Below are 25,353 nucleotides of genomic sequence, written 5' to 3' on the forward strand. Positions count from 1 at the left end.
GGGGGCTTAGGGGATCTAATTTTGCCGTCATGATGGACCGGCGGGGGTCCCACAACTTTGAGTCCCGGTGACTTTTTGAGGAAAAAATGCTCGGTTTTTGGAGCAAAAACCTAGTGCGAACCTGCCATTTTCCTGCGGCTCTCCGCGATCTCCTCGGGTGTCATCCCGAATTCCCAAGGCTTTTCCTTGGTTTCAACCGTCTTTTGCCCGCCCCTGTATCCGACCGTGGCGCTGGGAGTGGCCTTTAGCTTCACCAGTAGGGTCGTCATTGTCGAGGTGCTGGTCGCTTGCGCCCTCATGAACTTCAAAAGCTCGCCCGACTTGCTGGGGTCAAGTTTTAGCTCTTCAATGCGCTCGCTGAGATAGTCGCTGTTCAGCTTCTCCCTGACAAAATTTACCAAAAGTGGCTCTACCGTTTTTGTCATGGCGTGGGCGCTTGGGTTGTCGAGATAAAAAGTCCGGTAGAGGCTCTTTTCCCGCTCACTCGTTAGTTCGAGCGGAATATCAACGTGGATATAATCACTCAAATCCTTGAGGCGGGCTGTTACGTCATCAGCCATTAGGGCTGACATTTCTATCTCGGCCTTACTTTTCGGGCCTGACTTTCTATGCATTAATTTTCTCCAATGTGTAATTCTCAAATAAATCGGGTCCGAGCTGGACAGCTATTTTGTATCTGTAGGGTCGAGTCTGCTTGACCGGCTTGCGTGACTTGACCGGCCTGTATGGGTCGTCTCGGTCTGCCAAGTCGGCCCGCTCTCTGTCAGGGTTTTCGTCACCTATCGAGCGACGAAAGAAATATGTGGCCGGTTCCGTAGTGGCGCGGACCACATGCGGGTTCCAGACAGGCAATAGGCCAGCCAAAAGGTAGGGCAAATGGTCTTTATACCTCACGTCGCCAAACCATTTGCCGGTGCGTTGATCTCGGACTTGGCCCCCTGCATTGGCCTCTAGCCAAGTGCCAGGAATTTCCATCCACTCGCCAATCGGGGAGGCAATGAATTGATAGATTTCTGGCGTCATGGGTCACGCCGCTTCTGCGCGGCGGCGATCCGCCCACAGTACGCCCGGATTATTGGTGCGCTGGATCACGCCTTTCAGTTCAACAGGCGTATGGCCCTCAACTAGGCCTAGCAAATCGGCCTGATAAATAACCCTGCCATACCAGCCAGAGCCGTCTGCATAGCGGATGCGCAAGAAGTTGGAGATTTCCAATTCAGGGTTGTTTGGCAGCGGACGAAAGACTTCGCTCGCTGATTCAAAAAATTCTTTGATTTCCATTTTAAATATCCTTTGTGATTATTATTCTGTCCCGCCTGTCCCTCTCGTTTGTCCCCGCCCAAGGGACACGAAAACTTCAGGATTTGCGGGCTTTTTTGTCTGTGTCCCTCCTGTCCCCCCTAAATATAGATAGAGTACAAAAGGGAAGCTGGATGGGAGAGCCGGATAAAGGAGACTATATCCCTCTAGGCGATTGCCTTGGGACACGAGGGACAGGGGGGACTCGCCGTTCAAAAGGCCCGGAAAATAAGGGAATTTTGAGTCCCCGCCCTATGTCCCCCTCTGTAGCTTTGTCCCCCGCCCTAGAAAGGTCTTTCAGCGTTAATTACGTGCTGGCTTTCGCCACGCTGGTAAGCCCAACTAGTATTTGTTCCAAAGCGCATTTTCTTCCGTTGGAAGCCAAGTTGCTTCATCACAGAGCCTAGACGGGCATTTTGTTCCTGAGTTCGCTTTTCGACCTCGACGCCCAAAGCGCTCCACAAGTCCAATGTGCTGATCTTGCCTTCCTGATCACCTAGTCGGTCTTGCAGAACCTCAACGAATGGATCGTCTATTCGCCGTTCTTCCTGCTCTGCCGCTGCGGCGTCCCAAAGCGTCTTGTCGAGGCGAATGCTTTCGCCTGCCGCCTCTCGGGTGGATGCTTCGGCCCATAGCTGGTCAACGTCGCGGGCAAGAGCCGCTAAGTCGAACTGCTCTATCCTGACGGGCCAGATGCGGCGATTGCCGGTGCTGTCTCTGAGATAGTTGCCGGAATTGTCAGTGCCGATGAAAACACACTGGCGGGGATGCTCTAGCGGAACTCTGCCATATGCCATTCTTGCCCGGTCGATGCGCCGGGACAGAAATGACTTCATGTGTTCCACTTCGCCTTTCCGCATGCCTGCCAATTCGGCAGCTTCCACGATCCAGCGCCCGGCGATACGCTCGATGACTTTCTGACTGTCAGCGTTCAACGGCAAGTCGTCAGAGAACCAATCTTCACGCTTTGCGAGAATGGCTAGAGCGCTCGACTTGTTTTTGCCCTGGTCGCTTTCCAGCACCAGCATTTCATCAAACTTGCATCCCGGCTGACGGATGCGGCGAACTGCGGCGATCAGAACCAAAGCGCCAATGGCCTTTGTGTAGTCATCATCCTTCGCGCCGCCATATCGGTGCAACCAACCATCTAGGCGTGGCACTCCGTCCCATTGAAGCGAGTCCAGATAATCCCTTACCGGGTGGAAGCTGTTCTGGTGCGCAATGTCGAAAACGACATCGGTGAAGAAATCTTTAGCCGCTGACAGGTGCCATTTCTCATCGATCTGCATACGCATACGATTGAGCGCCGCATCGGATAGGGCCGGGCCGAAGCCCTCTAGCCCGTCGATTAGAAGCCTGTCTTGAAACTCATCCCGGCTGAGGCGAACCCCGAGCAGTCCGAGTGCCAATTTGATGTTGCGCTGACTGGCAATCACCTTGCCGTTTTTGTCCCGCTCAATCTCATCTGGCCGATAGGCGGGGCCGATCCTCGCGATCAACTCGTCTAGTGTGCCGCCAGCTTGAATAAAATCCGTGGCGTCGGACTTCTCCGCCATGTCTTCAAATCGGATAACGTTGATACTTTTCGCAAATTTTCCGATACTGAACCTTATATCAGCGGTTCGCTTTCGGCTGGCGTCATCATTGTCTTCTACGATGATGCATTTTCTGCCTTTGAAGAACTCGGCAAAATCATCGCTCCAACCTTCGAAACCATTGGGGTTAGTCGTGGCCACCAGACCAAGTGCCACCAGCGTTTCCACGTCCTTTTCCCCTTCGGGAATCCAAACGTATTCTTCATTGGAAGCGGCGATCAGTTGCGGCAGTCGGTATAGAAGTCGCCCGGAAGGGCCAAACCCCTTTTCCCAACCATCGCCGCCCGGCTCTGCATTACCAAACCCGACGAAATGCCGTGTATCCCAAGCCTTGTCGTCGCCAGTGCCCCACTTCTTAACCACATAGGCCGTGATGCCGGGCTCTGTCTCGTAGTTGTAAGTCTCGTCTGGCTCCGTATTCGGTGGTGGCCTTTTCGCCATCCTTTTGTATGATTTAATTACTTTGGTAGTCATTATGGTCTGCCATAGAACCTTTCTTTGTTTTTATTGATGTGTTTTCCATTTGGGGTCTGAGGCCGTAGCCTCAGACTGTCGCGACCTTTACCGGCTTGGCTCTGGTCGTCTTCTTGATTTGGGATTTTTCGATCACCCCATTTGAGCGCTCGACAATTAGCGAGTCGCCCTCGATCTTGACCGATTCAACGCCGTTGAGAACGGTTCGCCATCGCGTCCCGGTCCACTGCATGAGGCCCCCACCGCCAATGCTTGCAAGCTGGTTTTTCCGGTAGTCGGTGCGGTCTGGATCGAAGCCATTGATAATCTCAACGCCGGTTTCGGCCTTCAGGTCATCAAAGCTCTTTTCGATTTTCGAAATGACCTTTTCCAGTGAGCTAACAAGCTCTTCGGTGATCATCATTGAGGTCTGCTCGTTAAATGGCATCTTCTAAATTCCTTAGTCTGTTCAATAGGTTGAAATACTTATTTACGTCTGTTTCGTCTGGCGCTTCCGGCTTTTCCGTAGCCGCTCCGTTACCGAACGGGTCGTCCTGCGCATCGCGCTTGGCGAGAGCTTCCAAACTGAAATTTTGTTGCTGGATGAAGACCGTGTTCCCACCTGTCAGCGGCTTGCGGTTCAAAATTTTCCGCATTTCGTTGACGGTTAACTTGCCCGATGCCTTGTCGAGCCATTCCATCTGGGCAAGTTGGTCAAGGCGTAGGAGTCCATCTAGATCGAACTCAACTGCCAGATTCGGGCCTAGGCCCAATCCTTCGGTCAGACAAAGTTCAATCTGCTCAATGATCGACTGAAGGCATTGTGTGAAAAACTGGGTCTGTAGAGCTTCGACGTTCTCAGAAGCGGGCATGTCGCCGCTGATCATGTAATACGGAACATGGAAAACCGACGCGACGACGCGAGCGGACCATTCTAATTGCTGAACTACCTGATTGCTTTCGGCAGTCTGAACATCAAAGGACTTATAAGTTAAACCGTCTGCCAAAACTGCTACGCGACCTGCATTATTTCCTGTATAATTATCTGACCAATACTTTCGTAGTTGTTCAGCGGTCGAATCAGATATTGCACCCTGTGCTTCAAGCACACCCCCAGGTCGGGCATTGTTCTGGAAGAATGCCGCGCTGTTCTTTTGGATTTCGATCCCTTGCAGGACCGGCAGCGCTGCCGCGTAGATCGGTGAAAGTCCCACGAGAGGCGAATAGAATGTATTTATCCGATGCGCGATTATCTCAGAGCTTGGCACCCTAACAGGCTCTTCCAAGCCCGCCGTTGAATCCGCTTGAAGCTCATACACGACCTGACCTGATGGACTGACAAGCGTCGTCACCCGATTTGGATCGAGGACAAACATTTCCTTCACGACGCGTCTAGCATCCCTCTTTACGAGGATGAGCGCCTGACCCGAAGCAAGTACCGATTGAACCCAAGACTGATAGAATTGGATGCGGTTCTGTGTGGCGTTAGGGCGTCTTAAGACAGGGGAATACGCGCTGCTCTCATATTCGCTCCAAATGGAGTCTGCATCCTTGCGGACAAGGCGAACATTCATTTTAGAAATCGACGCGGAAATCAGCGAAATGCATGCGTAGATCGCATGGAAGGAAAGCATGTCTTCCTTCGTGGTTTCTAGGTTACGAGCCCAAGCGCCAGAAAAGGGCTCACGCACCAGATTAGTGTGTGTCCTGCCACGCCCTCCGCCCCAAACGGGGCTAAAGAGCTTGGCGGCAAAATCTTTGAAGGAGGCCATTAGCTTGCGCCTCCCTCATCACCCCACGCCACGCCGGTCATTACTGCAACGGCGTTGGGTCTGCGCTTTTTCCAATTTATGTATCTTTCGGCGCGCACGAACACGAGGTTGTTTTGGAATGCCGAAACGAGCATTGCACCCTGGCCCGTAGTTCCATCGCTGGTGGGCGAGTCCGTCATCTCGACGCTGGCTTCTGAACTTGCGTCCACCATCACCTGACCATCGTCGGCCAAGTAGATTTCGCGGCTATTGGCGAGGATAATCATGCCTTCCGGCACATAGTCAGAGACCACCGTTGGGAGGCCGTAAAAAGTGCCTCCGGTCATTGAAATATCTGGGAAGGCCCGCTGACCAAGGACGTTCTTCATCAGCGAAAGCGAGAATGCTGTTGTCGCCCGCATGATAACGACGGTGCCGGTGATCGACATATTCGCCGCTAGGTAGATCGCAATGAGCGCCTTTATATCCCGGTCTACTGCCTCAATGTCGGTTCCGCTCGAAATCAGCGGAGTCACGCCGTTTGTAATCGAGGCAGGGGAAACATTGGAGACCTCAGCCTTGGCCGGGTCCACGAAGTCGGTATCGAGGCGGGAAATTAGAGCCTGCGCAAGGGCGTCACGAACGATTAGTTCGGCGTCCGGGTTACTGAAACGGATAAGCTCGTCAGTTAGCCCGGCGATATTTGCGACCTTGGCAAATCCCAAATTCACTTCACCGAAGTCGAACTTGGTTACCGGCTTTGCCTTGCCTTCGCCTACCCAATAGCCTTCGCCACCTGAAACTTGAGTTGGAATCTTGACATTGAAAGGGATGCGACGAAGGCTAGGAATCCCATTCCTGCCATTTAACTTCCCGATAATGGTCTGTGGCCGTAGGTACTCCACAAAGTCCCCAGCGAACCGCTGATAGCTGTCAACAAGCGGGGCGGCCCAGGTTGGGTTTGAAGTTGTTCCGGCACCCATAGCCGCCTTGAGCGAGGTAATTACACGCTGTTCATTGGGATAACGGTGCTTCGCAATTTCATGGGCGTTGACAGGGTCGCCACCGGCAGCGGCTAGGGAGATGGCGAACCGGGCAAACTCTAGGCCGGGTTCTGGCTTCTCTCGAATTGAAACGCCAGCCTTGGGCGTCTTTGAGGCATGGGCCTCAGCAAAATTGCTGCCCTTTGCTTCAACGAAATTTTTGAATGAGGGGTCGTGAAATGTCATTAAATAAAATCCTTAAGTAATTTTTGGTCAGTAGCGGCCTCCTGTTTTGTGAGCCGGTTGTGATCTTGAGATTGGTTTTGACCGCTGTCAGGGGACAGCGAATAGGGGCACGACGACTATATTATCGACGGTGCAATTAGAGGGGGCTAAGTCACGAAAACGAAGGTCGTGAACTGCCTTGTCGTAATTCTCGTCAATGAAGGTCTTTGCCACCATTTCAGAGAGCAGAACCCGCTTGCACTGGCCGTCTACGGTTATCGACAGATACGGCCCACGTGACTTGCGATAAGGCCTTGCGCCAGTGCTCATGTAGAGGGGTTTAAGGTGGTTTTCCGGTCGTCTTCTTCCGGCAGTGTCGGTGTAGGGGAGCCGCTTAACGCGTCCCAATGAGCTAACGTAATAGGGCGGGTAGCCAACCGCTTTTTTCCATAGTTCTTCGGTCATCAGATGCTTGTCTGGTCCTTTCTATAATTGTGATGGTTAGAGGCGTAAAATTCGCGCTTAGATCGGACCAGCTGAGGAAACCAAACCGGCCCGGTCAAAACGCAAAATCGCCCCCGCAAAGGCCCAATGGGCATTTTTCGCGAGGGCGTGGAAAAACACTGTCATCATAGAAGAGCTTCAGGAAGCCCCTCAATAAATAATCAATAAAAACAAATAACAGAAAACTGCTATACTTATATAGCTACCACACTTTGAGCAAAATGTCAAGCTTTATTTGTGTTTTGACGCAATAATATTCTACATTACCAGTCTAGGTGGGGGTTAGGGTTGGTTGCGCTATGGGTAGATCGCCAAGAGGTCACGCCGACAGATGTGACTTGTTCTCTTTTCGTTCTTATTCTATGACTTGCCTCAATGGAGGCGGTCATGGGGAATTCTCCCAGCACACATCAGAGCGCCCTGCCTTTTCTCGGCAAGCTCGCAGAGGTCGGCATGATCGTTGAATGCGGCTGTTATGGTTGCAGACGGCGACAAACGTACCTAGCCGCCGATCTAGCCGCCTATATCGGCCCGCAAGCCGTGGTGGGTGAACTATGGTCAGCGTGCCCGCATTGCGGAACCGGCGCAAACTGGTGGGAGCGCTATCGGCACCCGTCTAATGCTGACGTGGTCAATGGGACAATCATACGCAAGCTGGTGGGGTTTAGGAGTACCGCTGTCTGGCGTGATGAGCCCTACAGCGCACCGGGACCGAAACCTGATCCCGACGCGCCGAAACAGTGGAGAGGGCTGCTGTAGCCCTCGGATGACTCATCCAATCCTTAGAAACAGCGCCCCTAAGTGTTTGGTTTCATTTGGGTCATCTTGGTGGGGTTTCCCTTGCAACTAAATTCTAAGTCTTTGTATTATATAGAGAATAGTCGTCCTGGTGGGCCCACCATTCCTTTTCAGATGCGCCATGCCTAGTGCCCGCTCGGGCCGATCAGCCTTGAGCGGATAACGGTGGAGATATTGTCGAACAGGAACACCACGATCAGGATCAGCAGCACCATATAGGCCACCTTGTCCCAGTCCGAATTGGTGCCCATCGCCTCGAGCAGTTTGAGCCCGATACCCCCTGCCCCAACCGCGCCGATAATGGTGGCCGAGCGCGTATTGCTCTCCCAGAAATACAGCGACTGCGACACGAACACCGGCAGCACCTGCGGCACCACGCCATAGCGATTGACCGCCGCCGGGCTCGCGCCCACCGACTTCATGCCCTCGCGCTGCTTGTCATCCACATTCTCCAGCGCCTCGGCATAGACCTTGCCCAGCGCGCCCGTGTCGGTGAAGAAAATGGCTGCAATACCGGGGATCGGACCGGGGCCGAAGCCGCGGGTGAAAAACAGCGCCCAGATCAGCATGTCGATGGAGCGCAGGAAATCAAAGCTGCGCTTCATCAGCCAATTGGCGGTGCGATTGGGCGTGATATTGCGGGCAGCGATAAAGGCGAAGGGAAACGCCACCAGCGTTGCGAACAGCGTGCCGACAAAGGCCATGACCAGCGTCTGCATCAGCTTGGCCAAAATATCGCCATGCTGCCAGGCGCGGTTGCCCAGCCATTCGTCCAGCACCAATTGCGCATTGGACTTGTCGGGATTGACCCGATCGCCGCTGAACATCAGCCCGACGGTGCTGAACAGGTCATTGCCCCAAAGTGGCGATTTGGGATCGAACAGGAAATTGGCCCAGCCCAGGAAGCGGCGCTGCACATAGACCTGATTGTTGCGGATTTCCGCCTGCCCGGCAAAACCGAAATCGACCAGCACCTTGTCGCCCGACTGCACCATGGCAGCGGGCGCCCCGGCCGGCGCCAATGCGGCGCTGGACGTGATAGCAACGGGATAAGCCACGCCACCGAGATAGACATCGACCTGGGCCGTGGAAATCTCCAGCCGGTCCCCGCCAAAGCTCGCAGTCATGCTGCCATCTTCATGCGGCACCAGCCAGTCGATATCGGCGCCCGCCTTGTATTGCCCACGGCTGGACCATTGCGGCGCCACCTTGCCATCCTCAAACCGCAGCCGCGGCGTGGCCCGCCAGGAATACCAATCCTGAACATAGATCGCCGCCCGCTCCCATTTCCCATTCTGCAGCGCCGGTCCGACATTGAACAGCAGCCAGCAGAACAGCAGGTAGAGCACAGTCACGCCCAGGCCCGCCAACAGGCCCCAGCGCTGGAAAAAACTCTGCTTGAACACTTCGGGATATTTGTTTGCGAGGCGGCTGCGCTCGGCCTGGCTGATGGCACTCATCACGCTTCTCCCCGGCCCAGTTCGAACGATTGCCGGCCCACCAGCTTGTGCCGCAGCCAGCTCGAAAACTGGTCGATGCAGACGATGGTGATCAGCAGCAGGATGATGATGGCATAGGTCTTGGCCGCATGGTCGCGCCCGATGGACAGCCGAAACACTTCGCCAATGCCGCCCCCGCCCACCGCCCCGATAATGGTGGACGCCCGCACATTGATCTCGGTGCGCAGCAGCGCATAGCTGACGAAATTGGGCATGACCTGCGGCACGATGGCGTAGCGCACCCGCTCCAGCCAATTGGCACCCACCGAGCGCAACCCTTCTTCGGGCTTCATATCGGCATTCTCGACCACTTCGAAGAACAGCTTGCCCAGCGCCCCGATCGTATGCAGCGACACCGCCGCAATGGCCGCGATCGGCCCGATCGACAGTACAGCGGTCAAAAGCCCCGCAATGACGATTTCAGGAAACGCCCGGAACACTTCCATGATGCGCCGCACCACCCAGCGCACCGGCCCCGCGCCAACCAGATTGGTGGCCGCGAAAAAGCACAGGAAAAACGCCAGCCCGCCCCCGATAATCGTCGACACGATGGCGATGTTTACGGTGATGATCAGCTGGTAGATGAAATTGGGAATGTAGAAACTGCCCAGCACATAATGCCGGTCCGAGACATAGTCGAACTTCAGCGACCCATCGGCATAGGGCGAGGGCAGGTCGAACATGGCGCGGAAGATCTCGAAGGGATCATTCGGCACGAAGTTCTTGAGAAAATCGAACATATAGGGGATGCGGTCAAAGAACTTGCCCGAGTTCGCCGCATTGGCAAAATTCATCGCCGCCAGCAGCGCCACCAGCACCAGCACCACGCCAATGGCCGAATAGATGCGCCGGACGAACACCTGGCTCCGGTAATGCCGCAGCAGCGTCGCCGAAGACGTGCTCAAGCCAGTCGATTGGGAAAGGTCGGCCATTCTATGCCCCCATGTGGCAACGGCGGCGCCTGCAAGCGCCGCCGTCTGGTTCAGTCCGCGAAATCAGCCGCCGATGATCGACTTACGAGCATCGATAATGGTCTGGTACATTTCCTGGTTGGCATCCACGAAGTTGGTGTAGCCGCCAGCGGTGAAGGCGTCGAAGCATTCAAAGTCGGTTTCCGGCAGGGCCTTGAAGAAGGCGGTGACCTTGGTCTTGAGATCAGCCGGCAGCTTGTTGGACACCATCAGCGGGCCATTGGGGATGATCGGCGACTGCCAGACTTCCACCAGATCGTCCATGTCGAGCAGGCCCTTGTCGACCATGATGCGCAGATTGCCCGAAGTGTAACCCTCGGAGAATTCGCCCTGGCCCGAACCAAAGGTGGTGCCGACATCCCAGGTGCCGTCGAGCACGCCCAGAACCAGGTTTTCGTGACCGCCGCCAAAGCCGGTTTCGCTGTAGAATTCAGCAATCGGCGCACCGATGTCAGCCGGCAGCGCTACGTTGGGAACCAGATACCCAGAGGTCGAATCCGGGTCGGCAAAGCCGAGCTTCTTGCCCTTGGTCGAAGCCAGATCGGTAATCCCCGAATCCTTGCGCGCCACCATGATCGAGTGATAGCCGGTCGAGCCATCAGCCTGCTGGGTGGTCAGCACCGGGTCGACGGCTTCGGGATCCGCAATGTAGATCTTGGCATAGGACGACGCGCCCATGATGGCGATGTCGATCGTGCCGCCAAGCAGGCCCTGGATCACGCCATTATAGTCCGGCGAGGGGAAGAACTGCACTTCGGACACGCCCGTTGCGGCCTTCAGCGGCTCGGCAACGCATTCCGACCGGCGCAGCTGATCGCTCTCGTTTTCGCCGCCATCAAGGCCGATGCGCAGCACGGTGACGTCCTGGGCGAAGGCAGCGGTCGACATGGTCAAGGCCACGGAGGCCAGCAGGATTTTACGGATCGCGGACATGGATGTTTTTCCTTTGGTGTCGCTCATGTGTCGGCATGCCGGAAGTCCGGCAGCGGAACGTCGTTACGGCGCCGGTTGGGCGCTGGATGTCTTGAGGGTCAGCGGGGTGATCGAGGTCGAGGTCAGCGCTTCGGAAAACGCCTCCTTGAGCCCATCGGCCCCGTAAATGGTGCGGGCAACATCGGTGGTCAGCTCGTCCGGCGCGCCATCGAACACCACCTTGCCCGCCGCCATGCCGACAATGCGCTCGCAATAAGCGCGCGCCGTATCGAGCGTGTGCAGATTGGTGATGACGGTGATCTTGCCCTCGGCATTGATGTCGCGCAGGCTATCCATGACGATCTGGGCGTTGCGCGGATCAAGGCTGGCAATCGGCTCATCGGCCAGGATCATCTTTGGCCCCTGCATCAGGGCCCGGGCGATGGCGACGCGCTGCTGCTGCCCCCCCGACAGGGTCTGCGCCCATTGCGTGGCGGTCTGGGCAATGTCCAGCCGCTCCAGCGCCTTGAGAGCGGCAAACTGCTCGTCGGCAGAAAACACCTGCAGCAGATTGAGCAGCGGGTTGCGCCCATTGAGCCGCCCCAGCATCACATTGGTGATGACATCGAGCCGCGGCACCAGGTTGAACTGCTGGAAGATCATGGCGCAATCGCGCTGCCAGCCACGCAGCGCCTGCCCCTTCAGCTCCGAAACCCGGCTGCCTTCATAGTCGATATAGCCGCTCGACACGTCCGACAGGCGATTGATCATGCGCAGCAGGGTCGACTTGCCGGCGCCGGAGCGGCCGATAATCCCGACCATCTGGCCCTGCGGGATCTCCAGCGTCACATCGTCGACGGCAAGCTTGTTACCGAACCGTCGCGAAACGTGAGAGATCTTCAGCATGCAGCCTGCCCCGCCAATAAACTGCGGGCACACCTAGGGCCGCTGATTGACGCGACCATGTATGTTTGATGAAGCTTGTGTGACGCTGCACAGGATCAAAACAAAAAGCCCCGCCAGTATGCGGGGCTTCTTTGTTAGTGTTCGTGCTGCACTGCCGGGGGAATTTCCAGGCCGGTTTCGGCATATTCCCTCAACTTGTTCCGCATCGTCCTGATCGAGATACCCAGGACATTGGCGGCGTGGGTACGGTTTCCTTCTGTCTGCCGCAACGTCGCCAGGATCAGATCTCTTTCGACATCTGCTACCGGCAGGCCAACCAGGGCCTCGGTGGCGCTGGCATCGGGTGCGAAGTCATACATAGGTTGTCGCTTTCTGAGCCCCCAAAACCAAGTTACTCAGAATGCCCTAAGGGTGCCCCCTTATGGTTAACCAAAGGTTAACCTCAGGCGGGCTTTGCCGCCGCATCCAGTGCTATCGCCTCGCTCGCCCTATGCCCCTCGCGTTGCGCGATCACCGCACAGACAAACAGCTGGATCTGGTGAAAAATCATCAGCGGCAGCACGATCAGGCTCACCGTCTGCCCGGCAAACAGGATATTGGCCATCGGCAATCCGCTGGCGAGACTCTTCTTGGAGCCGCAGAACAGCAACACCAGCCGATCCTCCCGCGCCAGGCCGGTCACCCGCCCGACAAAGCTCGTCCCCACCATGATGATGGCGAGCAGCACGATGTCGGCTGTGATCATGATGGCCAGCGTGGACAGATCCACCTGCTGCCAGATCCCCGCCACCATGCCGGCGCTGAAGGCCGAATAGACGATCAGCAGGATCGAGCCGCGATCCACCACCTGCGTCAGCTTGGCATGGCGCTGGATGAACTTGCCGACCAGCGGCCGCGCCAATTGCCCCACGATGAACGGCAGCAAAATCTGCACCCCGATATCGACCATCGAGCCCAGGTCAAATCCGCCCTCCCCGCTGGTATGCAGCAGCAGCGCCGCAAAGATCGGCGTGATGAACACCCCGAGCAGGTTGGAAATCGACGCCGCACAAACCGCCGCCGGCACATTGCCACGCGCAATCGAAGTAAAGGCGATGGAGGACTGTACCGTCGACGGCAGCACCGCCAGATAGAGCAGCCCGATGACGATTTCCGGCCGCAGCCAGGGCGACAGCGCGCTCGATAGCGCAAATCCGACTAGGGGAAAGGCAATGAACGTGCTGGCAAAAACCAGCGCCTGCAGCCGCCAATTGCTCAGCCCTGCCACGATCGCCGAGGTATTCAGCTTGGCCCCATAGAGGAAAAACAGCAGCGCCACGGCGAAATACACTACCCGCGACAGCACCTCCGCCGCCACGCCCTGCGCCGGCAATAGACTCGCCAAAACCACCGCGCCCAGCAGCAACAGGAGATAAAGGTCAAAGCCGCTGCGTTTCAGTCTGCTGCTCAGGGACATCGAGGACACTCATTGATATTGCCTCTCCGGCCTAATCCAAACCGGCCACACTGAAAAGCGCGATCACCCCCGATTTCGTCCATCGCCATCACGATTTCGCGCCGATTTACTCGCCACCCCGCTTCGCCTAGGCTTGCCGCAAACACCAGCATAGAGCCCGCAATGCCGATCCATATCCGGCCCGCCCGCCCCGCCGACCGCGCCGACCTCTTCCGAATCTGCCTGCTCACCGCCGATTCCGGCACCGATGCCAGCGCACTGTTTTCCGATCCGGATTATCCGGGCCTCGTCTGGTCCGTGCCCTATCTCGACTTCGAGCCCGCCCATGCCTTCGTGGCCGACGATGACGGCGAAGTGGTTGGCTACATCGTCGGCACGCCCGATACCAACGCCTTCGAAGCCAGGCTGGACCGCCAATGGTGGCCCAAACTGGCCCAGCTTTATGCCGGCCGCACCGCCACAGCTCCCTTCGACGCCAAGGTGCTCGATCGCATCGCCAGCCCGGTCCACAGCCATGCCGGCGTCGCCGCCAGCCACCCCGCGCATCTGCATATCAATCTCCTGCCACCCGCCCAGTCGGGCGGCTGGGGCCGCAAGCTGATCGAGGCCGAACTGGCCTCGCTGCGCGAAGCCGGCGCCAAGGCCGTCCATCTGGGCGTCAGCCCCACCAATGCCCGCGCCATCGGCTTTTATCACCATCTCGGCTTTGTCGAGATCGAGCGCAGCGCGGGTCTCCATCTCGGCAAGGCCCTGTAGGCTAATCGAAGGAACCGCCCGCCTTGCGGGCCGTTTACCGGTGCAGCTGTTTACCACGCCATATTGATCGGGCAGAGCCGGCATCCTATCGTGGCCTTGGCGGCAGCTGAAATCGGAGGGGCGCGACACTTGCGTTACTGGCGCTCGACCAAGCCGTGTCCTATGGGTTTGCGCGCCAATGCATCTGACGCATCGGCCTGCATGACATTGCGCCTCAGGCGCCAAGAAGGAGTATTCAACGTGAAGATTTTCGGTATCCTCGCCTTCGCGGCCGTTACCGCTGTCTCGACCATGTCGCTCTCCGCGGCCGAGTTCGAAGTTCACATGCTCAACAAGGACGCGGCCGGCAACACTATGGTGTTCGAGCCAGCCTTCCTGCAGATCGCCCCCGGCGACACCGTCACCTTCATTCCCACCGACAAGGGCCACAATGCCGAGACCATCAAGGGCATGTTCCCCGAAGGCGGCAATGAGTTCAAAGGCAAGGTCAACGAGCAGTTCAGCGTCACCTTCGACGTGGCCGGTGCCTATGGCTACAAATGCGCACCGCACTTTGCCATGGGCATGGTTGGTCTGATCGTCGTTGGCGAAGACCCGGCCAACCTGGCAGACCTGCAGGCCGCCCGCGTGCCGCCCAAGGCCAAGGCCAAGTTCGACGAACTCGTCGCCCAGATCGGCCAGTAATCAACTCGCTGCAACGGGGGCAGACGGGCCGGCTGTCCGGCCGCCGCCTGCCCCGTTGGGAACCATCCGACATCAACTCGGGCCGGGAAGCGAAACACAATTTTCGCGCACCCGGCCGGAGTGTATTTGAGGCCTTGAAAGCGTGTTCCGCGCCGCGCTGGCCGCTGCCGATGAACACGAACAGCGCGGCATCACCCGCACGCCAAGGTCGCCGCCCATGAAAATCGCAGTCTATCGCCTGCTCTTTCTCGCCGCCCTCATTGGCTTGTGGTGGCTGGCCTCGACCCAAGTGGCCCGCAATCTCATCCCCTCCCCGCTCGCGACGCTTGAGGCCGCCCAGCGCCTCATTGCCGAAGGCCGGCTGGGCACGGCCTTGTTCGATAGCCTCTCGATTTATCTGGGCGGTTACGCCGTCGCCATTCTCGTCGGCGTGCCGCTCGGCCTGCTCATGGGCACCATCCGCCCGCTCGGCAAGACGCTCGAAATCTTCGTCTATGCGCTCTCGGCCACGCCCCGCGTCGCCTTCATTCCGCTGATCATCGTCTTTCTAGGCCTCGGCCCCCAGGCCAAGATTCTCATCATCTTTTTGGGCGCCGTCATGCCCATCCTGATCAATACCTATGCCGGCGCGCTCAACTCCGATCAGGAACTGGTCGAAATGGCCCGTTCCGTCGGCGCCAGACGCCAGCGCATCTTTACCCAGATCGTACTGCCCGGCGCCGTGCCCTTCATCATCGTGGGCCTGCGCGTTGGCGCCACCATCGGGCTGATCAACACCGTCGTCGCCGAACTCTATACCGCGGTCAAAGGCCTGGGCGGTCTGCTCGCCATTTATGGCAACACCTTCCGCATGGCCGAATATTTCGTTGTCGTACTTACCCTGGCCTTTGTCGGCGTCATCGTCACCGAGGCGCTGCGTTTTGTTGAAATTCGGCTGGGACGCTGGCGCCGAAGTGAAGTAATCGTCTGACAACAATTTTCGCGCGTCCAGGAGTCATCCCCGTGAACCTCAAACTGCTCGGCGGCCTCGCTGCTGCTTTCCTGCTGTCCACCCTGGCCGCCCAGGCCCAGCCCTTCCGCCTGATCGTCACGGATCTGGAAACCCCGCTCGTGCCCAATTCGGTGATGGATCTGGCCCAGCAGGAAGGCTATTTCGAGCGCGAAGGCGTCGAGGTCGAACTGGTTCGCGTGCAGCAGACCCCCTCCGCCCTGGCGGCGCTCCAGGCTGGTGAAGGCGAAATGGCCAATATCGGCACCGATGCCCTGCTGCTGCTGGTCGCCGGCGGCGCAACCGATCTGCGCGCCGTCGTCTCGCCCAATAAATCCCTGCCCTTCCTGATCGCCGCCAAGGATTCCATCGCCACCCCTGCCGACCTGGCCGGCAAGAGCTTCGGCATCGGCCGCCCCGGCAGCCTCGATCAATCCCTCAGCACCCGGGTGCTGCAGGCCGCCGATGTGGATACCGACACGCTCGAATTCGTCGCCCTGGGCCAGCCCAATGTCCGCGCCCAGGCGCTCGTCGCCGGCCAGGTCGATGCCACTACCATGTCGATCGGCACCTGGAGCGCCATGGCCGACACCACGGGCCTGCATGTCCTGATCGATCAGGATGCCTATTACGCAGCGGCTCCCGTGGTCAGCAAGGTCAACATCGTCACCCAGAAAGTGCTCGATGAGCGCGCCGAAGACGTCAAGAAAGTGATCACTGCCCTGGTCAAGGCCTCGCGCGATTTCGCCGCCGATCCCGCCGTCTGGGCCGCCGCCATGCACAAGGCCCGCCCCGATATCGACCTGGCGACCCTGCAAGCCCTCGGCACCAGCTTCGCCAAGAGCTGGAGCGTCAATGGCGGGCTCAACAAGGACGAACTCAACTACACCACCACCGCCCTCTATCAGGGCGAAGACTTCGCGACCGTGCGTAAGGTCGAACTGGCCGAATGGACCGATTTCTCCATTCTCGACGCGGTGCTGGCCGAACTCGGCCCCGACTCCACCATGGATAACGTGACGCGATGATCGGCGACGCCCCCCAGCACACCGGCTCAGCTGATGCCGCGGCCCCAGCGCCGCGCATCCTGCTGCGGGGCGTTTCCAAAACCTTCGGCAACCACAACAATGGCGGCGGCACGCTCGCCCTCGCCAATGTCGATCTCACCGTGCGCGACGGCGCCTTCGTTTCCCTGCTCGGCCCCTCCGGCTGCGGCAAGACCACCATATTGCGCATGGTCAACGGCCTCATCGCGCCCGACACCGGCACCATTACCGTTTCCGGCCAGACGCCCAGACCCGGCCCCGACATGGGCTTCGTGTTCCAGTCCTTCCGGCTCATTCCCTGGTCGAGCGTGCGCGGCAATGTCGAATTCGCCCTGGTCGAAACCATTCCCGACAAGGCCGAACGCCGCGCCCGCGCCGATCGCTATATCGAGCTGGTGGGCCTCACCCGCTTTGCCGATGCCTATCCCAGCGAACTTTCCGGCGGCATGAAGCAGCGCGTCGCCCTGGCTCGCGCCCTCGCCTCCGAACCCGCCATCCTGCTGCTCGACGAACCCTTTGCCAGCATCGACGCGCAGACCCGCGAACTGATGCAGATCGAACTGATGCGCCTCTGGACCCTGCGCAAATCGGTGGCCCTCTTCGTCACCCATAGCGTCGACGAAGCGATCCTGCTCTCCGACCAGATCGTGCTCATGGGTCCCCGTCCCGGCCGCGTCCTCGAAGTCATCGATGTCGGCCTCGACCGCCCCCGCTGGACCTATGACGTCCGCGCCGAGCCCCGTTTCATCGAATTGCGCAGCTATCTATGGGACCGGATCCGCACCCTCGTGCTGACCGATCCGCAATCGGACTTCTACGGCCGCGACCTCAGCGCGAATATCTAGCGCCCCGAGTGCGCAATGCGCTATCTGTTCGCCTGCCGAACAAGAGGAGCCGGCCATGCGCGAGGGCGATATCATCAACGGCCTGGTCAAGGGGTTGTCCGTCATCGAATGCTTCGACGAAGGCCATGCCAGCCAGTCGATCACCGACGTCGCCAATCGCACCGGCCTGGAACGTGCCACCGCCCGCCGGTGCCTCTTGACCCTCACCAGCCTTGGCTATGCCAGCTATGATGGCAAATTCTTCCGCCTCACCCCGCGCGTGCTCAATCTGGGCCATTCCTACCTGGCCGCCACCCCACTCCCGCGCCTCATCCAGCCCTTCCTCGAGGAACTCTCCACCGCCACTGGTGAAAGCACCTCGGCCGCCATGCTGGAAGGCACCGACATTCTCTACATTGCCCGCGCCTCCATCCGCCGGGTCATGTCGATCAATCTGGCGCCCGGTGCGCGCCTGCCCGCCTATTGCACCTCCATGGGCCGCGTCCTCTTGAGCGCCTTGCCGCCCGCCAAGGCCAAAGCCGTGCTCGATCAATCCGAGCTCATCGCCTACACCGCCAAGACCAAGGCCGACCTGCCCACCATCACCACCGAACTGGCCGTCGTCGCCGCGCAGGGCTTCGCCGTGATCGATGAGGAACTCGAACTGGGCCTCTGCTCCATCGCCGTGCCCATTTTCAACGCCCAGGGCCAAACCGTCGCCGCCCTCAATATCGGCGCCCAAACCGCCCGCGCTTCCACCTCCCACATGATCGCCAATTTTTTGCCCTTGATGCGCAAGGTGCAGGCCGAAGTACGGCCGCTGCTGCGGTAGGCAATCCACCGCGCCTTCCTTCTCCCCTCGTGGGAGAAGGTGCCCGAAGGGCGGATGAGGGGGCTACGATCTCTCCGAACCCAGCGGATGCTGACATCCCCCAAACCTTACTCAGCCTGTCACAAATCCCCCCTAGGATATCCCTCACCGGCGCCCCCCACCGCCCGACGGACTCACCAACCCGCCGTCACAAAACTCCGTCATAGAACACCCTCTGGACGGCGATATGATCGGTGAACCTCATAATTTTCAAACACTTACACCGTCACAAACCAGTCATTGAACCGCAATAAAACTGTTGCGAAGCGCCCATATGGTCGGCGGCGTCAGAGGGCGGCGCCAGCAAACGATTGCCGGATCGGCTAGCCAGATTTGAAATCGAATTCGTAAAAGGGAAATCCCCATGAAGACCGCACTTTACGCCAGTGCCGCAGTCATCGCGCTCGCCGCATTTGGCGCCGCTCCTGCCTTCGCCCAGTCGCGTGACACCATCCAGATCGCCGGCTCGTCCACCGTGCTGCCCTTCGCCTCGATCGTTGCCGAAGAATTCGGCGCCGCTTTCCCCGAATTCAAGACCCCCGTGGTCGGCTCCGGCGGCACCGGTGGCGGTCTCAAGCAGTTCTGCGAAGGCGTTGGCGACAACACCATCGACATCGCCAATGCCAGCCGTGCCATCAAGGATAGCGAGCGCGAGGCTTGCACCGCCGCTGGCGTGACCGACATCCGTGAAATCCAGTTCGGCTATGACGGCATCGTCTTCGCCTCGGCCGCTTCGGGCCCCGATTTCGCCCTCACCCCGCTCCAGGTCTACAAGGCCATCGCCGCCAAGGTTCCCGTTGATGGCGCCCTGGTCGACAATCCCTACAAGAAGTGGTCCGACATCGATCCGTCGCTGCCCGATCAGGATATCGCCCTCGCCATCCCCGGCACCAATCACGGCACCCGTGAAGTGTTCCAGCTCGAAGTCGTCGATGCTGGCGCCGAGGAAGCCGGTCTGCCCGAAGGCCTGACCGAAGAAGAACACACCGCAGCCCTCACCACCTTCCGTCAGGACGTCGTGGTCGAGATCTCGGGCGACTACACCGAAACCCTGGCTCGCCTGACCTCCAACCCCAACACCGTTGGCGTGTTCGGCCTGTCCTTCTACGACCAGAACAAGGACACCCTGAAGGTCGCGACCGTCAATGGCGTCGTGCCGTCCAATGAATCGGTCGCCGCTGGCGAATACCCGGTCTCCCGCCCGCTGTTCTTCTACGTCAAGGGCCAGCACATCGGCACCATCCCCGGCATCGAAGAATATGTGCAGTTCTTCCTCTCCGAGTCGGCCGCTGGTGGCTCGCTCGAAGCCGCTGGCCTGATCCCCCAGCCGGAAGAAAAGACCGCTGAAGTGCTCGCCGCTTTCGAAGCCGGCGCACAATAAGCCAATCCGGACCGCGCCCTCGGGCGCGGTCCTCCTCGTTTTCCTCTGGGGCGCTTGCGAATGAATTCCCTGATCATTGCCGGCCTGTTGCTGGTTCTGCTTGGTCTGGCCTATCAGTCGGGCTGGTCCCGCGGCCGAGGCCTGGCGACTGCCGATGGCGTCAAGGTTCACTCCCGCCCGCAATATCACGGCTCCTACGTCGCCATCTGGGCGCTGCTGCCGGCCCTCGCGATCATCGGCCTCTGGGGCTGGTTCGGCGATGGCATCACTCACAATTTCATCGTTTCCCAAATTCCCGTCGACACCATTCAGGCGCTCGACCAGGTTGGCCTCAACGCCACCATCGCCCGCATCAAGGCCCTGGCCTCGGGCTATGGCGTGGCCGGCGACGTCCTGCCCTACGAACAGTCCGCTGGCGATGCCCTGCGCTCGTTCCAGTTCATCACCTTCCTGATCGTGGTTGCCGCGGCCGCCGTCGCCGGGATTGTCGCGCTGCTTTATGCCCGCAGCCGCATCACCGCTCGCCACCGTGCCCGCAATGCGGTCGAACGTGCCATCAACCTGCTGCTGCTCGCTTGCTCGGGCGTCGCCATCCTGACCACCGTAGGCATCGTCGCCTCGCTGGTCACCGAAGCGCTGAAATTCTTCACCTTCATCAACCCGCTTGATTTCTTCTTCGGCACGGTCTGGAACCCCAACAATGCCGGCACCGCCGGAAATTGGGGCAGCTATGGCCTGCTGCCGCTGCTGGCCGGCACGCTGATGATCACCCTGATCGCCATGCTGGTCGCCGTGCCGGTGGGCCTGATGGCGGCGATCTATCTCAGCCAATATGCGCCGCGCCAGCTGCGCGCCGTGGCCAAGCCGCTCATCGAAATCCTGGCCGGCATCCCCACCATCGTCTTCGGCTTCTTCGCCCTGGTCACGGTTGGCCCCTTTCTGCGCGACGCCGGCAATCTCATTGGCCTCTCCATCAACGCCACGTCAGCCCTCACCGCCGGCATCGTGATGGGCATCATGATCATCCCCTTCGTGTCCTCGCTGTCCGACGATATTCTCAACCAGGTGCCGCGCACCCTGCGCGACGGCGCCTATGGCCTGGGCGCCACCAAGTCCGAGACCATTCGCAATGTGCTGCTGCCCGCCGCCCTGCCCGGCATCGTCGGCGCCTTCCTGCTGGCCGTCAGCCGCGCCGTCGGCGAAACCATGATCGTGGTGCTCGCCGCCGGCAATAGCCCGGTCCTGCGCGGCAATCCCTTCGAGCCGGTGGCGACCATCACCGTTTCCATCGTCAACCAGCTGACCGGCGACACCGACTTCGCCGGCCCCCAATCGCTGGTCGGCTTTGCCCTGGGCCTGACCCTCTTCGTCATCACCCTCTGCCTCAATATCTTCGCGCTCTTCATCGTGCGCCGCTTCCGGGAGCAATACGAATAATCATGACCGATATGCTCTCCACCACCAAGCCATCCGACGAACGCACCCGGCTGATCCGCGCCAGCCTCGCCCGGCGCCATCTCAGCGAAGCGATCTTTCGCGGGCTTGGCCTTGCCGCCATCATTCTCGCGCTGGGCTTCGTTGCCCTGCTCTTCACCGATATCGTGCGCAAAGGCATTCCGGCCTTTACCCAGTCCAATCTGCACCTGTCGGTCACCTTCGATCCCGCAGTGATCGACGTCGATCCGGCGCCTGTGCGTACTGCGGACCAGTCGGAGGCCGATTTCCGTGCCGCCAGCCTCAAATGGCAGCGCGATGTCGCCATGCTGAACTGGAACAAGGTGATCGAGGCCTCGCTGCGTGCCGCCGCACCCGCCGGTTTCGATATCGACACCCGCCAGCTCCTGACCATTGCGGAAACCGACGCCCGCCACCGGGTGCGCGAGCTGTTCGTCAACGACCCCAGCCTGCTCGGCCAGACCGTCCAGGTCGACGTGCTTGCCTCCGCCAATGCCGACAACTGGATCAAGGGCAATATCAACCGCGACCTGGGCGATGCCCAGCAGCAGCTCGCCGCTCCCGCCCGCGCCCTGATCGACCAGTTCGAGGCCAATGGCACCATCACCTCGGGCTTTGCCTGGTCGATCTTCACCAATGTCGACAGCCGCGCCGCTCCCGCCAGCGCCGGCCTGCTCGGCGCCTTTGTCGGCACCCTCTGGATGATGATGGTCGTCATCCTGCTGGCCGTGCCGATCGGGGTGGCGTCAGCCATCTATCTTGAGGAATTCGCGCCCAAGTCGCGCCTCACCGACCTGATCGAGGTCAATATCAACAACCTGGCTGCCGTGCCCTCCATCGTCTTCGGCCTGCTCGGCGCCGCTGTGTTCATCAATTATATGCACCTGCCCATCTCCGCCCCCATCGTCGGCGGCCTGGTGCTGACCCTGATGACCCTGCCCACCATCATCATCGCCACCCGCGGCGCCCTGCTCGGCGTCTCCCCGGCTCTGCGCCAGGCCGCGCTCGGCATGGGTGCGTCCAAGACGCAGATGGTGTTCCACCATGTGCTGCCGGTCACCTTCCCCTCGATCCTGACCGCCACCATTCTGGGCGTTGCCCATGCTCTGGGCGAAACCGCTCCGCTCCTGTTGATCGGCATGAAGGCATTCGTCGCCGCCGTGCCGGCTACCCCGCTCGACCAGGCCACCGCCCTGCCGGTCCAGATCTATCTCTGGCAGGGCAACGAAAACCGCAATTTCTTCGAACCCCGCACCGCCGCGGCGATCATGGTACTGCTCCTCGTCATGATCATGCTCAACGGCGTCGCCATCTATCTTCGCTCGAAGCTCGAAAAGCGCGCTTAACATCGAAGGAAGTGAAAATGGACATGCTCGCCGGCAAGGTTAAAATGACCCATCAGACTGTGAACTCCGCCATGAACCCCACCGATGCTCTCGAACGCCCGATCCGCCTGCACGCGAAGGATGTCACCGTCCATTACGGTGCCAAGCAGGCTCTGCACGGCATTTCGATCGACATCCCTGACCGCGCCGTCACCTCCTTCATCGGGCCCTCGGGCTGCGGCAAGTCGACCTTCCTGCGCTGCATCAACCGCATGAACGACACCATCGAAGGCGCCAAGGTCGGCGGCCTGATCGAACTGGATGGCGAGAATATCTACGATCCGTCCCTGGACGTCGTGGAACTGCGCGCCCGCATCGGCATGGTGTTCCAGAAGCCCAATCCCTTCCCCAAATCGATCTATGAAAACGTCGCCTACGGCCCCAAGATTCACGGCCTGGCCCGTTCCAAGACCGATCTGGACGAAATCGTCGTGTCGTCCCTGCGCAAGGCGGGCCTGTTCGAGGAGGTCAAGGACCGCCTCAACGAACCCGGCACCGGCCTCTCCGGTGGCCAGCAGCAGCGTCTCTGCATTGCCCGCGCCATTGCCGTCAGCCCCGAAGTCATCCTGATGGACGAGCCCTGCTCGGCCCTCGATCCGATCGCTACCGCCATCATCGAGGAGCTGATCGACGAATTGCGCGAGAACTACACCATCGTCATCGTCACCCATTCCATGCAGCAGGCGGCCCGCGTCAGCCAGCGCACGGCATTCTTCCATCTGGGCAATCTGATCGAGGAAGGCGTCACCGAAGACATCTTCACCAACCCGATCAACAAGCAGACCCAGGATTACATCATGGGCCGTATCGGCTGATCCAAACCCGGACCAAGAGAGACATTGCTATGCCCACTTCCGGCCCCGAACACATCGTCTCCTCCTATAATGACGAGCTCGTCGCCCTGGCCCAGTCGATCGCCGAAATGGGCGGTCAGGTCGAGGTCGCCATCGAAAATGGCACCAAGTCCCTGCTTCGCCTCGATCGCGAACTGGCAGACCTGACCATCATTGCCGATCAGCGCATCGACGACATGCAGCGCAAGATCGACGACATGGCCGTCTCGATGATCGCCCGCCGCCAGCCCATGGCCTCCGATCTGCGCTCGATCATCACCGCCATCCATGTGGCATCCGATCTCGAACGCGTCGGCGATATGGCCAAGCAATTGGCCCGCCGCTCGCTCAAGCTCGAAGGGCTAAACCTGCAGCCGACCTTCTATAATGGCGTCAAGAACATGACCAATCTGGTCCTGCGCCAGATCAAGGATGCTCTCGACTCCTATTCGAGCCGCGACTCCGCTGGCGCCATCGAAGTGTGCAATCGCGATGACGAGGTGGACGCCATGTACACCTCCCTGTTCCGCGAATTGCTCACCTATATGATGGAAGATCCGCGCAATATCACGCCCTGCACCCATCTGCTGTTCTGCGCCAAGAGCCTGGAACGCATCGGGGACCACGCCACCAATATCGCAGAACGCGCCTATTATCTGCAGACCGGCAAGCAGCTCACATCCGAAGTGGTGGAGCTGCACCGCACCCAGATCAAGGCCTGATCCATGCCTGCAACCATTCTCGTCGTCGAGGACGAAGGCGATATCGCCATCCTCCTGCGCTATAATCTCGAAGCCGAAGGTTTCCGCGTCGTCACTGCGGAAACCGGAGACGAAGCCCAGAGCCAGATCCACGAAAAGCTGCCCGACCTCATCCTGCTCGATTGGATGCTGCCGGAAATCTCGGGGATCGAACTCTGCCGGCGCCTGCGCGCCCGCGAGGAAACCTCGCGCATCCCGATCATCATGCTCACCGCCCGCGGCGAGGAAGAAGAGCGTGTGCGGGGCCTCTCTACTGGCGCCGACGATTATATCGTCAAGCCCTTCTCGGTGCCCGAGCTGATCGCCCGCATCCACGCTTTGCTGCGCCGCGCCAATCCAAATCTCGTCACCGCCGCCCTGCGCGTCGGCGATCTCGAGCTCGACCGCACCACCCACCGCGTGCGCCGCGCCAATCGCGACGTGCATCTGGGCCCCACCGAATACCGCCTGCTCGAATATCTCATGCGCCATCCCGGCCGGGTCTATTCGCGCGAGCAATTGCTCGATGGCGTCTGGGGCAATGACGTCTATGTCGATGAACGCACCGTGGACGTCCATATCGGCCGCCTCCGCCGCGCCATCAATCGCGGCCGCGAATCCGACCCCATCCGCACCGTCCGCGGCGCCGGCTACGCCTTCGACGAACGCTTCGCCCAAGTCGCCTAGACCCAACGAAATCCCCGCGAAAGCGGGGATTTTCGTTTCGAGGCCGAGGCCCAACCTCGATCCCACCCCAAGAGTGGAGGCGATCCCTCCCCCTATCAGGGGGAGGCTAGGAGGAGGTACTCCGATGGCACAGAGACCCCCAATCGTCGCCTCCTTCCTCAGTGTTCACCTGAAACCTGCACCCCCACAGTGTCATTCCCGCGAAAGCGGGAACCTCTGTTTTCTCAGCCCAACATCCCGAAACGGAGGTTCCCGCTTTCGCGGGAATGACATCGTGGTTTAAGAGAATTCCACGGTTTGAAAGATCCCCCGGCCCTCGGCTCCATCGCCTCCCTCCCCCTTGTGGGAGGG

23 protein-coding genes and 1 pseudogene are annotated in these 25,353 nt (G+C 59.5%); 12 read left to right on the forward strand and 12 right to left on the reverse strand.

All coding sequences use genetic code 11. From position 1 onward, the window contains the following. Nucleotides 1-110 precede the first annotated feature (110 nt). The 12 genes and pseudogenes from ACI3KW_RS05705 to ACI3KW_RS05760 all read right to left on the reverse strand — a co-directional run bounded on the left by ACI3KW_RS05705 (nucleotide 111) and on the right by ACI3KW_RS05760 (nucleotide 13,352). Nucleotides 111-560, reverse strand: a complete 450-nt coding sequence (locus ACI3KW_RS05705) for a hypothetical protein (RefSeq protein WP_404847283.1) — start codon at nucleotides 558-560, stop codon at nucleotides 111-113. 466 nt (nucleotides 561-1,026) lie between these two features. Next, a complete protein-coding gene (locus tag ACI3KW_RS05710) occupies nucleotides 1,027-1,281 on the reverse strand; it encodes a hypothetical protein (RefSeq protein WP_404847284.1) in 255 nt (84 codons plus the stop codon). A gap of 302 nt (nucleotides 1,282-1,583) precedes the next feature. After that, nucleotides 1,584-3,368 (reverse strand): VapE domain-containing protein, encoded by a 1,785-nt coding sequence (locus ACI3KW_RS05715; RefSeq protein WP_404847285.1) that lies wholly within the window; start codon nucleotides 3,366-3,368, stop codon nucleotides 1,584-1,586. Between the two features lie 70 nt (nucleotides 3,369-3,438). Then, nucleotides 3,439-3,771, reverse strand: coding sequence for a hypothetical protein (locus ACI3KW_RS05720; protein WP_404847286.1), 333 nt, complete (start codon nucleotides 3,769-3,771; stop codon nucleotides 3,439-3,441). 13 nt (nucleotides 3,772-3,784) lie between these two features. Further along, a complete protein-coding gene (locus ACI3KW_RS05725) occupies nucleotides 3,785-5,119 on the reverse strand; it encodes a phage portal protein (protein ID WP_404847287.1) in 1,335 nt (444 codons plus the stop codon). Beyond that, complete coding sequence (locus ACI3KW_RS05730) at nucleotides 5,119-6,327, reverse strand: phage major capsid protein (protein WP_404847288.1); 1,209 nt, start codon at nucleotides 6,325-6,327, stop codon at nucleotides 5,119-5,121. Before ACI3KW_RS05730 ends, ACI3KW_RS05725 begins: the two co-directional genes overlap by 1 nt. A gap of 1,406 nt (nucleotides 6,328-7,733) precedes the next feature. Continuing rightward, nucleotides 7,734-9,068, reverse strand: a complete 1,335-nt coding sequence (phnE, locus tag ACI3KW_RS05735; protein ID WP_404847289.1) for a phosphonate ABC transporter, permease protein PhnE — start codon at nucleotides 9,066-9,068, stop codon at nucleotides 7,734-7,736. Beyond that, nucleotides 9,068-10,039, reverse strand: a complete 972-nt coding sequence (gene phnE, locus ACI3KW_RS05740; RefSeq protein ID WP_404847290.1) for a phosphonate ABC transporter, permease protein PhnE — start codon at nucleotides 10,037-10,039, stop codon at nucleotides 9,068-9,070. The genes phnE (ACI3KW_RS05735) and phnE (ACI3KW_RS05740) overlap by 1 nt, the downstream gene beginning before the upstream one ends. A gap of 63 nt (nucleotides 10,040-10,102) precedes the next feature. Then, nucleotides 10,103-11,011, reverse strand: coding sequence for a phosphonate ABC transporter substrate-binding protein (gene phnD, locus ACI3KW_RS05745; RefSeq protein WP_113121868.1), 909 nt, complete (start codon nucleotides 11,009-11,011; stop codon nucleotides 10,103-10,105). 63 nt (nucleotides 11,012-11,074) lie between these two features. Then, nucleotides 11,075-11,896: a phosphonate ABC transporter ATP-binding protein gene (phnC, locus tag ACI3KW_RS05750; protein WP_404847291.1), complete on the reverse strand. Its 822-nt coding sequence runs from the start codon at nucleotides 11,894-11,896 to the stop codon at nucleotides 11,075-11,077. 134 nt (nucleotides 11,897-12,030) lie between these two features. Beyond that, nucleotides 12,031-12,225: pseudogene (locus tag ACI3KW_RS05755) on the reverse strand (helix-turn-helix domain-containing protein); the annotation flags it as partial. 113 nt (nucleotides 12,226-12,338) lie between these two features. Continuing rightward, nucleotides 12,339-13,352: a bile acid:sodium symporter family protein gene (locus ACI3KW_RS05760; RefSeq protein ID WP_404847292.1), complete on the reverse strand. Its 1,014-nt coding sequence runs from the start codon at nucleotides 13,350-13,352 to the stop codon at nucleotides 12,339-12,341. Nucleotides 13,353-13,514: 162 nt separating this feature from the next. Here ACI3KW_RS05760 and ACI3KW_RS05765 point away from each other — a divergent pair, with 162 nt between their 5' ends. The 12 genes from ACI3KW_RS05765 to phoB all read left to right on the forward strand — a co-directional run bounded on the left by ACI3KW_RS05765 (nucleotide 13,515) and on the right by phoB (nucleotide 25,002). After that, the gene (locus tag ACI3KW_RS05765) at nucleotides 13,515-14,108 is read left to right on the forward strand and encodes a GNAT family N-acetyltransferase (RefSeq protein ID WP_404847293.1); all 594 of its coding nucleotides are present in this window, start codon (nucleotides 13,515-13,517) and stop codon (nucleotides 14,106-14,108) included. A 291-nt stretch (nucleotides 14,109-14,399) separates the two neighbouring features. Then, on the forward strand, nucleotides 14,400-14,792 hold the full coding sequence (locus ACI3KW_RS05770) for a pseudoazurin (protein WP_262172018.1): 393 nt from the start codon (nucleotides 14,400-14,402) through the stop codon (nucleotides 14,790-14,792). Nucleotides 14,793-14,934: 142 nt separating this feature from the next. After that, a complete protein-coding gene (locus tag ACI3KW_RS05775; RefSeq protein ID WP_404847294.1) occupies nucleotides 14,935-15,762 on the forward strand; it encodes an ABC transporter permease in 828 nt (275 codons plus the stop codon). Nucleotides 15,763-15,794: 32 nt separating this feature from the next. Further along, nucleotides 15,795-16,808 (forward strand): ABC transporter substrate-binding protein, encoded by a 1,014-nt coding sequence (locus ACI3KW_RS05780; protein ID WP_404847295.1) that lies wholly within the window; start codon nucleotides 15,795-15,797, stop codon nucleotides 16,806-16,808. After that, nucleotides 16,805-17,671 (forward strand): ABC transporter ATP-binding protein, encoded by an 867-nt coding sequence (locus ACI3KW_RS05785; RefSeq protein WP_404847296.1) that lies wholly within the window; start codon nucleotides 16,805-16,807, stop codon nucleotides 17,669-17,671. Before ACI3KW_RS05780 ends, ACI3KW_RS05785 begins: the two co-directional genes overlap by 4 nt. A 55-nt stretch (nucleotides 17,672-17,726) precedes the next feature. Continuing rightward, the gene (locus ACI3KW_RS05790) at nucleotides 17,727-18,482 is read left to right on the forward strand and encodes an IclR family transcriptional regulator C-terminal domain-containing protein (protein WP_404847297.1); all 756 of its coding nucleotides are present in this window, start codon (nucleotides 17,727-17,729) and stop codon (nucleotides 18,480-18,482) included. A gap of 403 nt (nucleotides 18,483-18,885) precedes the next feature. Further along, nucleotides 18,886-19,902, forward strand: a complete 1,017-nt coding sequence (locus tag ACI3KW_RS05795; protein WP_404847298.1) for a substrate-binding domain-containing protein — start codon at nucleotides 18,886-18,888, stop codon at nucleotides 19,900-19,902. A gap of 60 nt (nucleotides 19,903-19,962) precedes the next feature. Then, nucleotides 19,963-21,339: a phosphate ABC transporter permease subunit PstC gene (gene pstC, locus ACI3KW_RS05800; protein ID WP_113121877.1), complete on the forward strand. Its 1,377-nt coding sequence runs from the start codon at nucleotides 19,963-19,965 to the stop codon at nucleotides 21,337-21,339. 2 nt (nucleotides 21,340-21,341) lie between these two features. Beyond that, nucleotides 21,342-22,703, forward strand: a complete 1,362-nt coding sequence (gene pstA, locus ACI3KW_RS05805) for a phosphate ABC transporter permease PstA (RefSeq protein WP_404847299.1) — start codon at nucleotides 21,342-21,344, stop codon at nucleotides 22,701-22,703. A gap of 71 nt (nucleotides 22,704-22,774) precedes the next feature. Then, nucleotides 22,775-23,557 (forward strand): phosphate ABC transporter ATP-binding protein PstB, encoded by a 783-nt coding sequence (gene pstB / locus ACI3KW_RS05810; RefSeq protein ID WP_404847303.1) that lies wholly within the window; start codon nucleotides 22,775-22,777, stop codon nucleotides 23,555-23,557. Between the two features lie 29 nt (nucleotides 23,558-23,586). After that, a complete protein-coding gene (gene phoU / locus ACI3KW_RS05815) occupies nucleotides 23,587-24,297 on the forward strand; it encodes a phosphate signaling complex protein PhoU (RefSeq protein ID WP_113121879.1) in 711 nt (236 codons plus the stop codon). Nucleotides 24,298-24,300: 3 nt separating this feature from the next. Beyond that, on the forward strand, nucleotides 24,301-25,002 hold the full coding sequence (gene phoB / locus ACI3KW_RS05820) for a phosphate regulon transcriptional regulator PhoB (RefSeq protein WP_113121880.1): 702 nt from the start codon (nucleotides 24,301-24,303) through the stop codon (nucleotides 25,000-25,002). The last annotated feature ends 351 nt before the right edge of the window (nucleotides 25,003-25,353 follow it).

The sequence above is a fragment of the Devosia sp. ZW T5_3 genome (genome assembly GCF_044987315.1).
Taxonomy (GTDB): Bacteria; Pseudomonadota; Alphaproteobacteria; order Rhizobiales; family Devosiaceae; genus Devosia.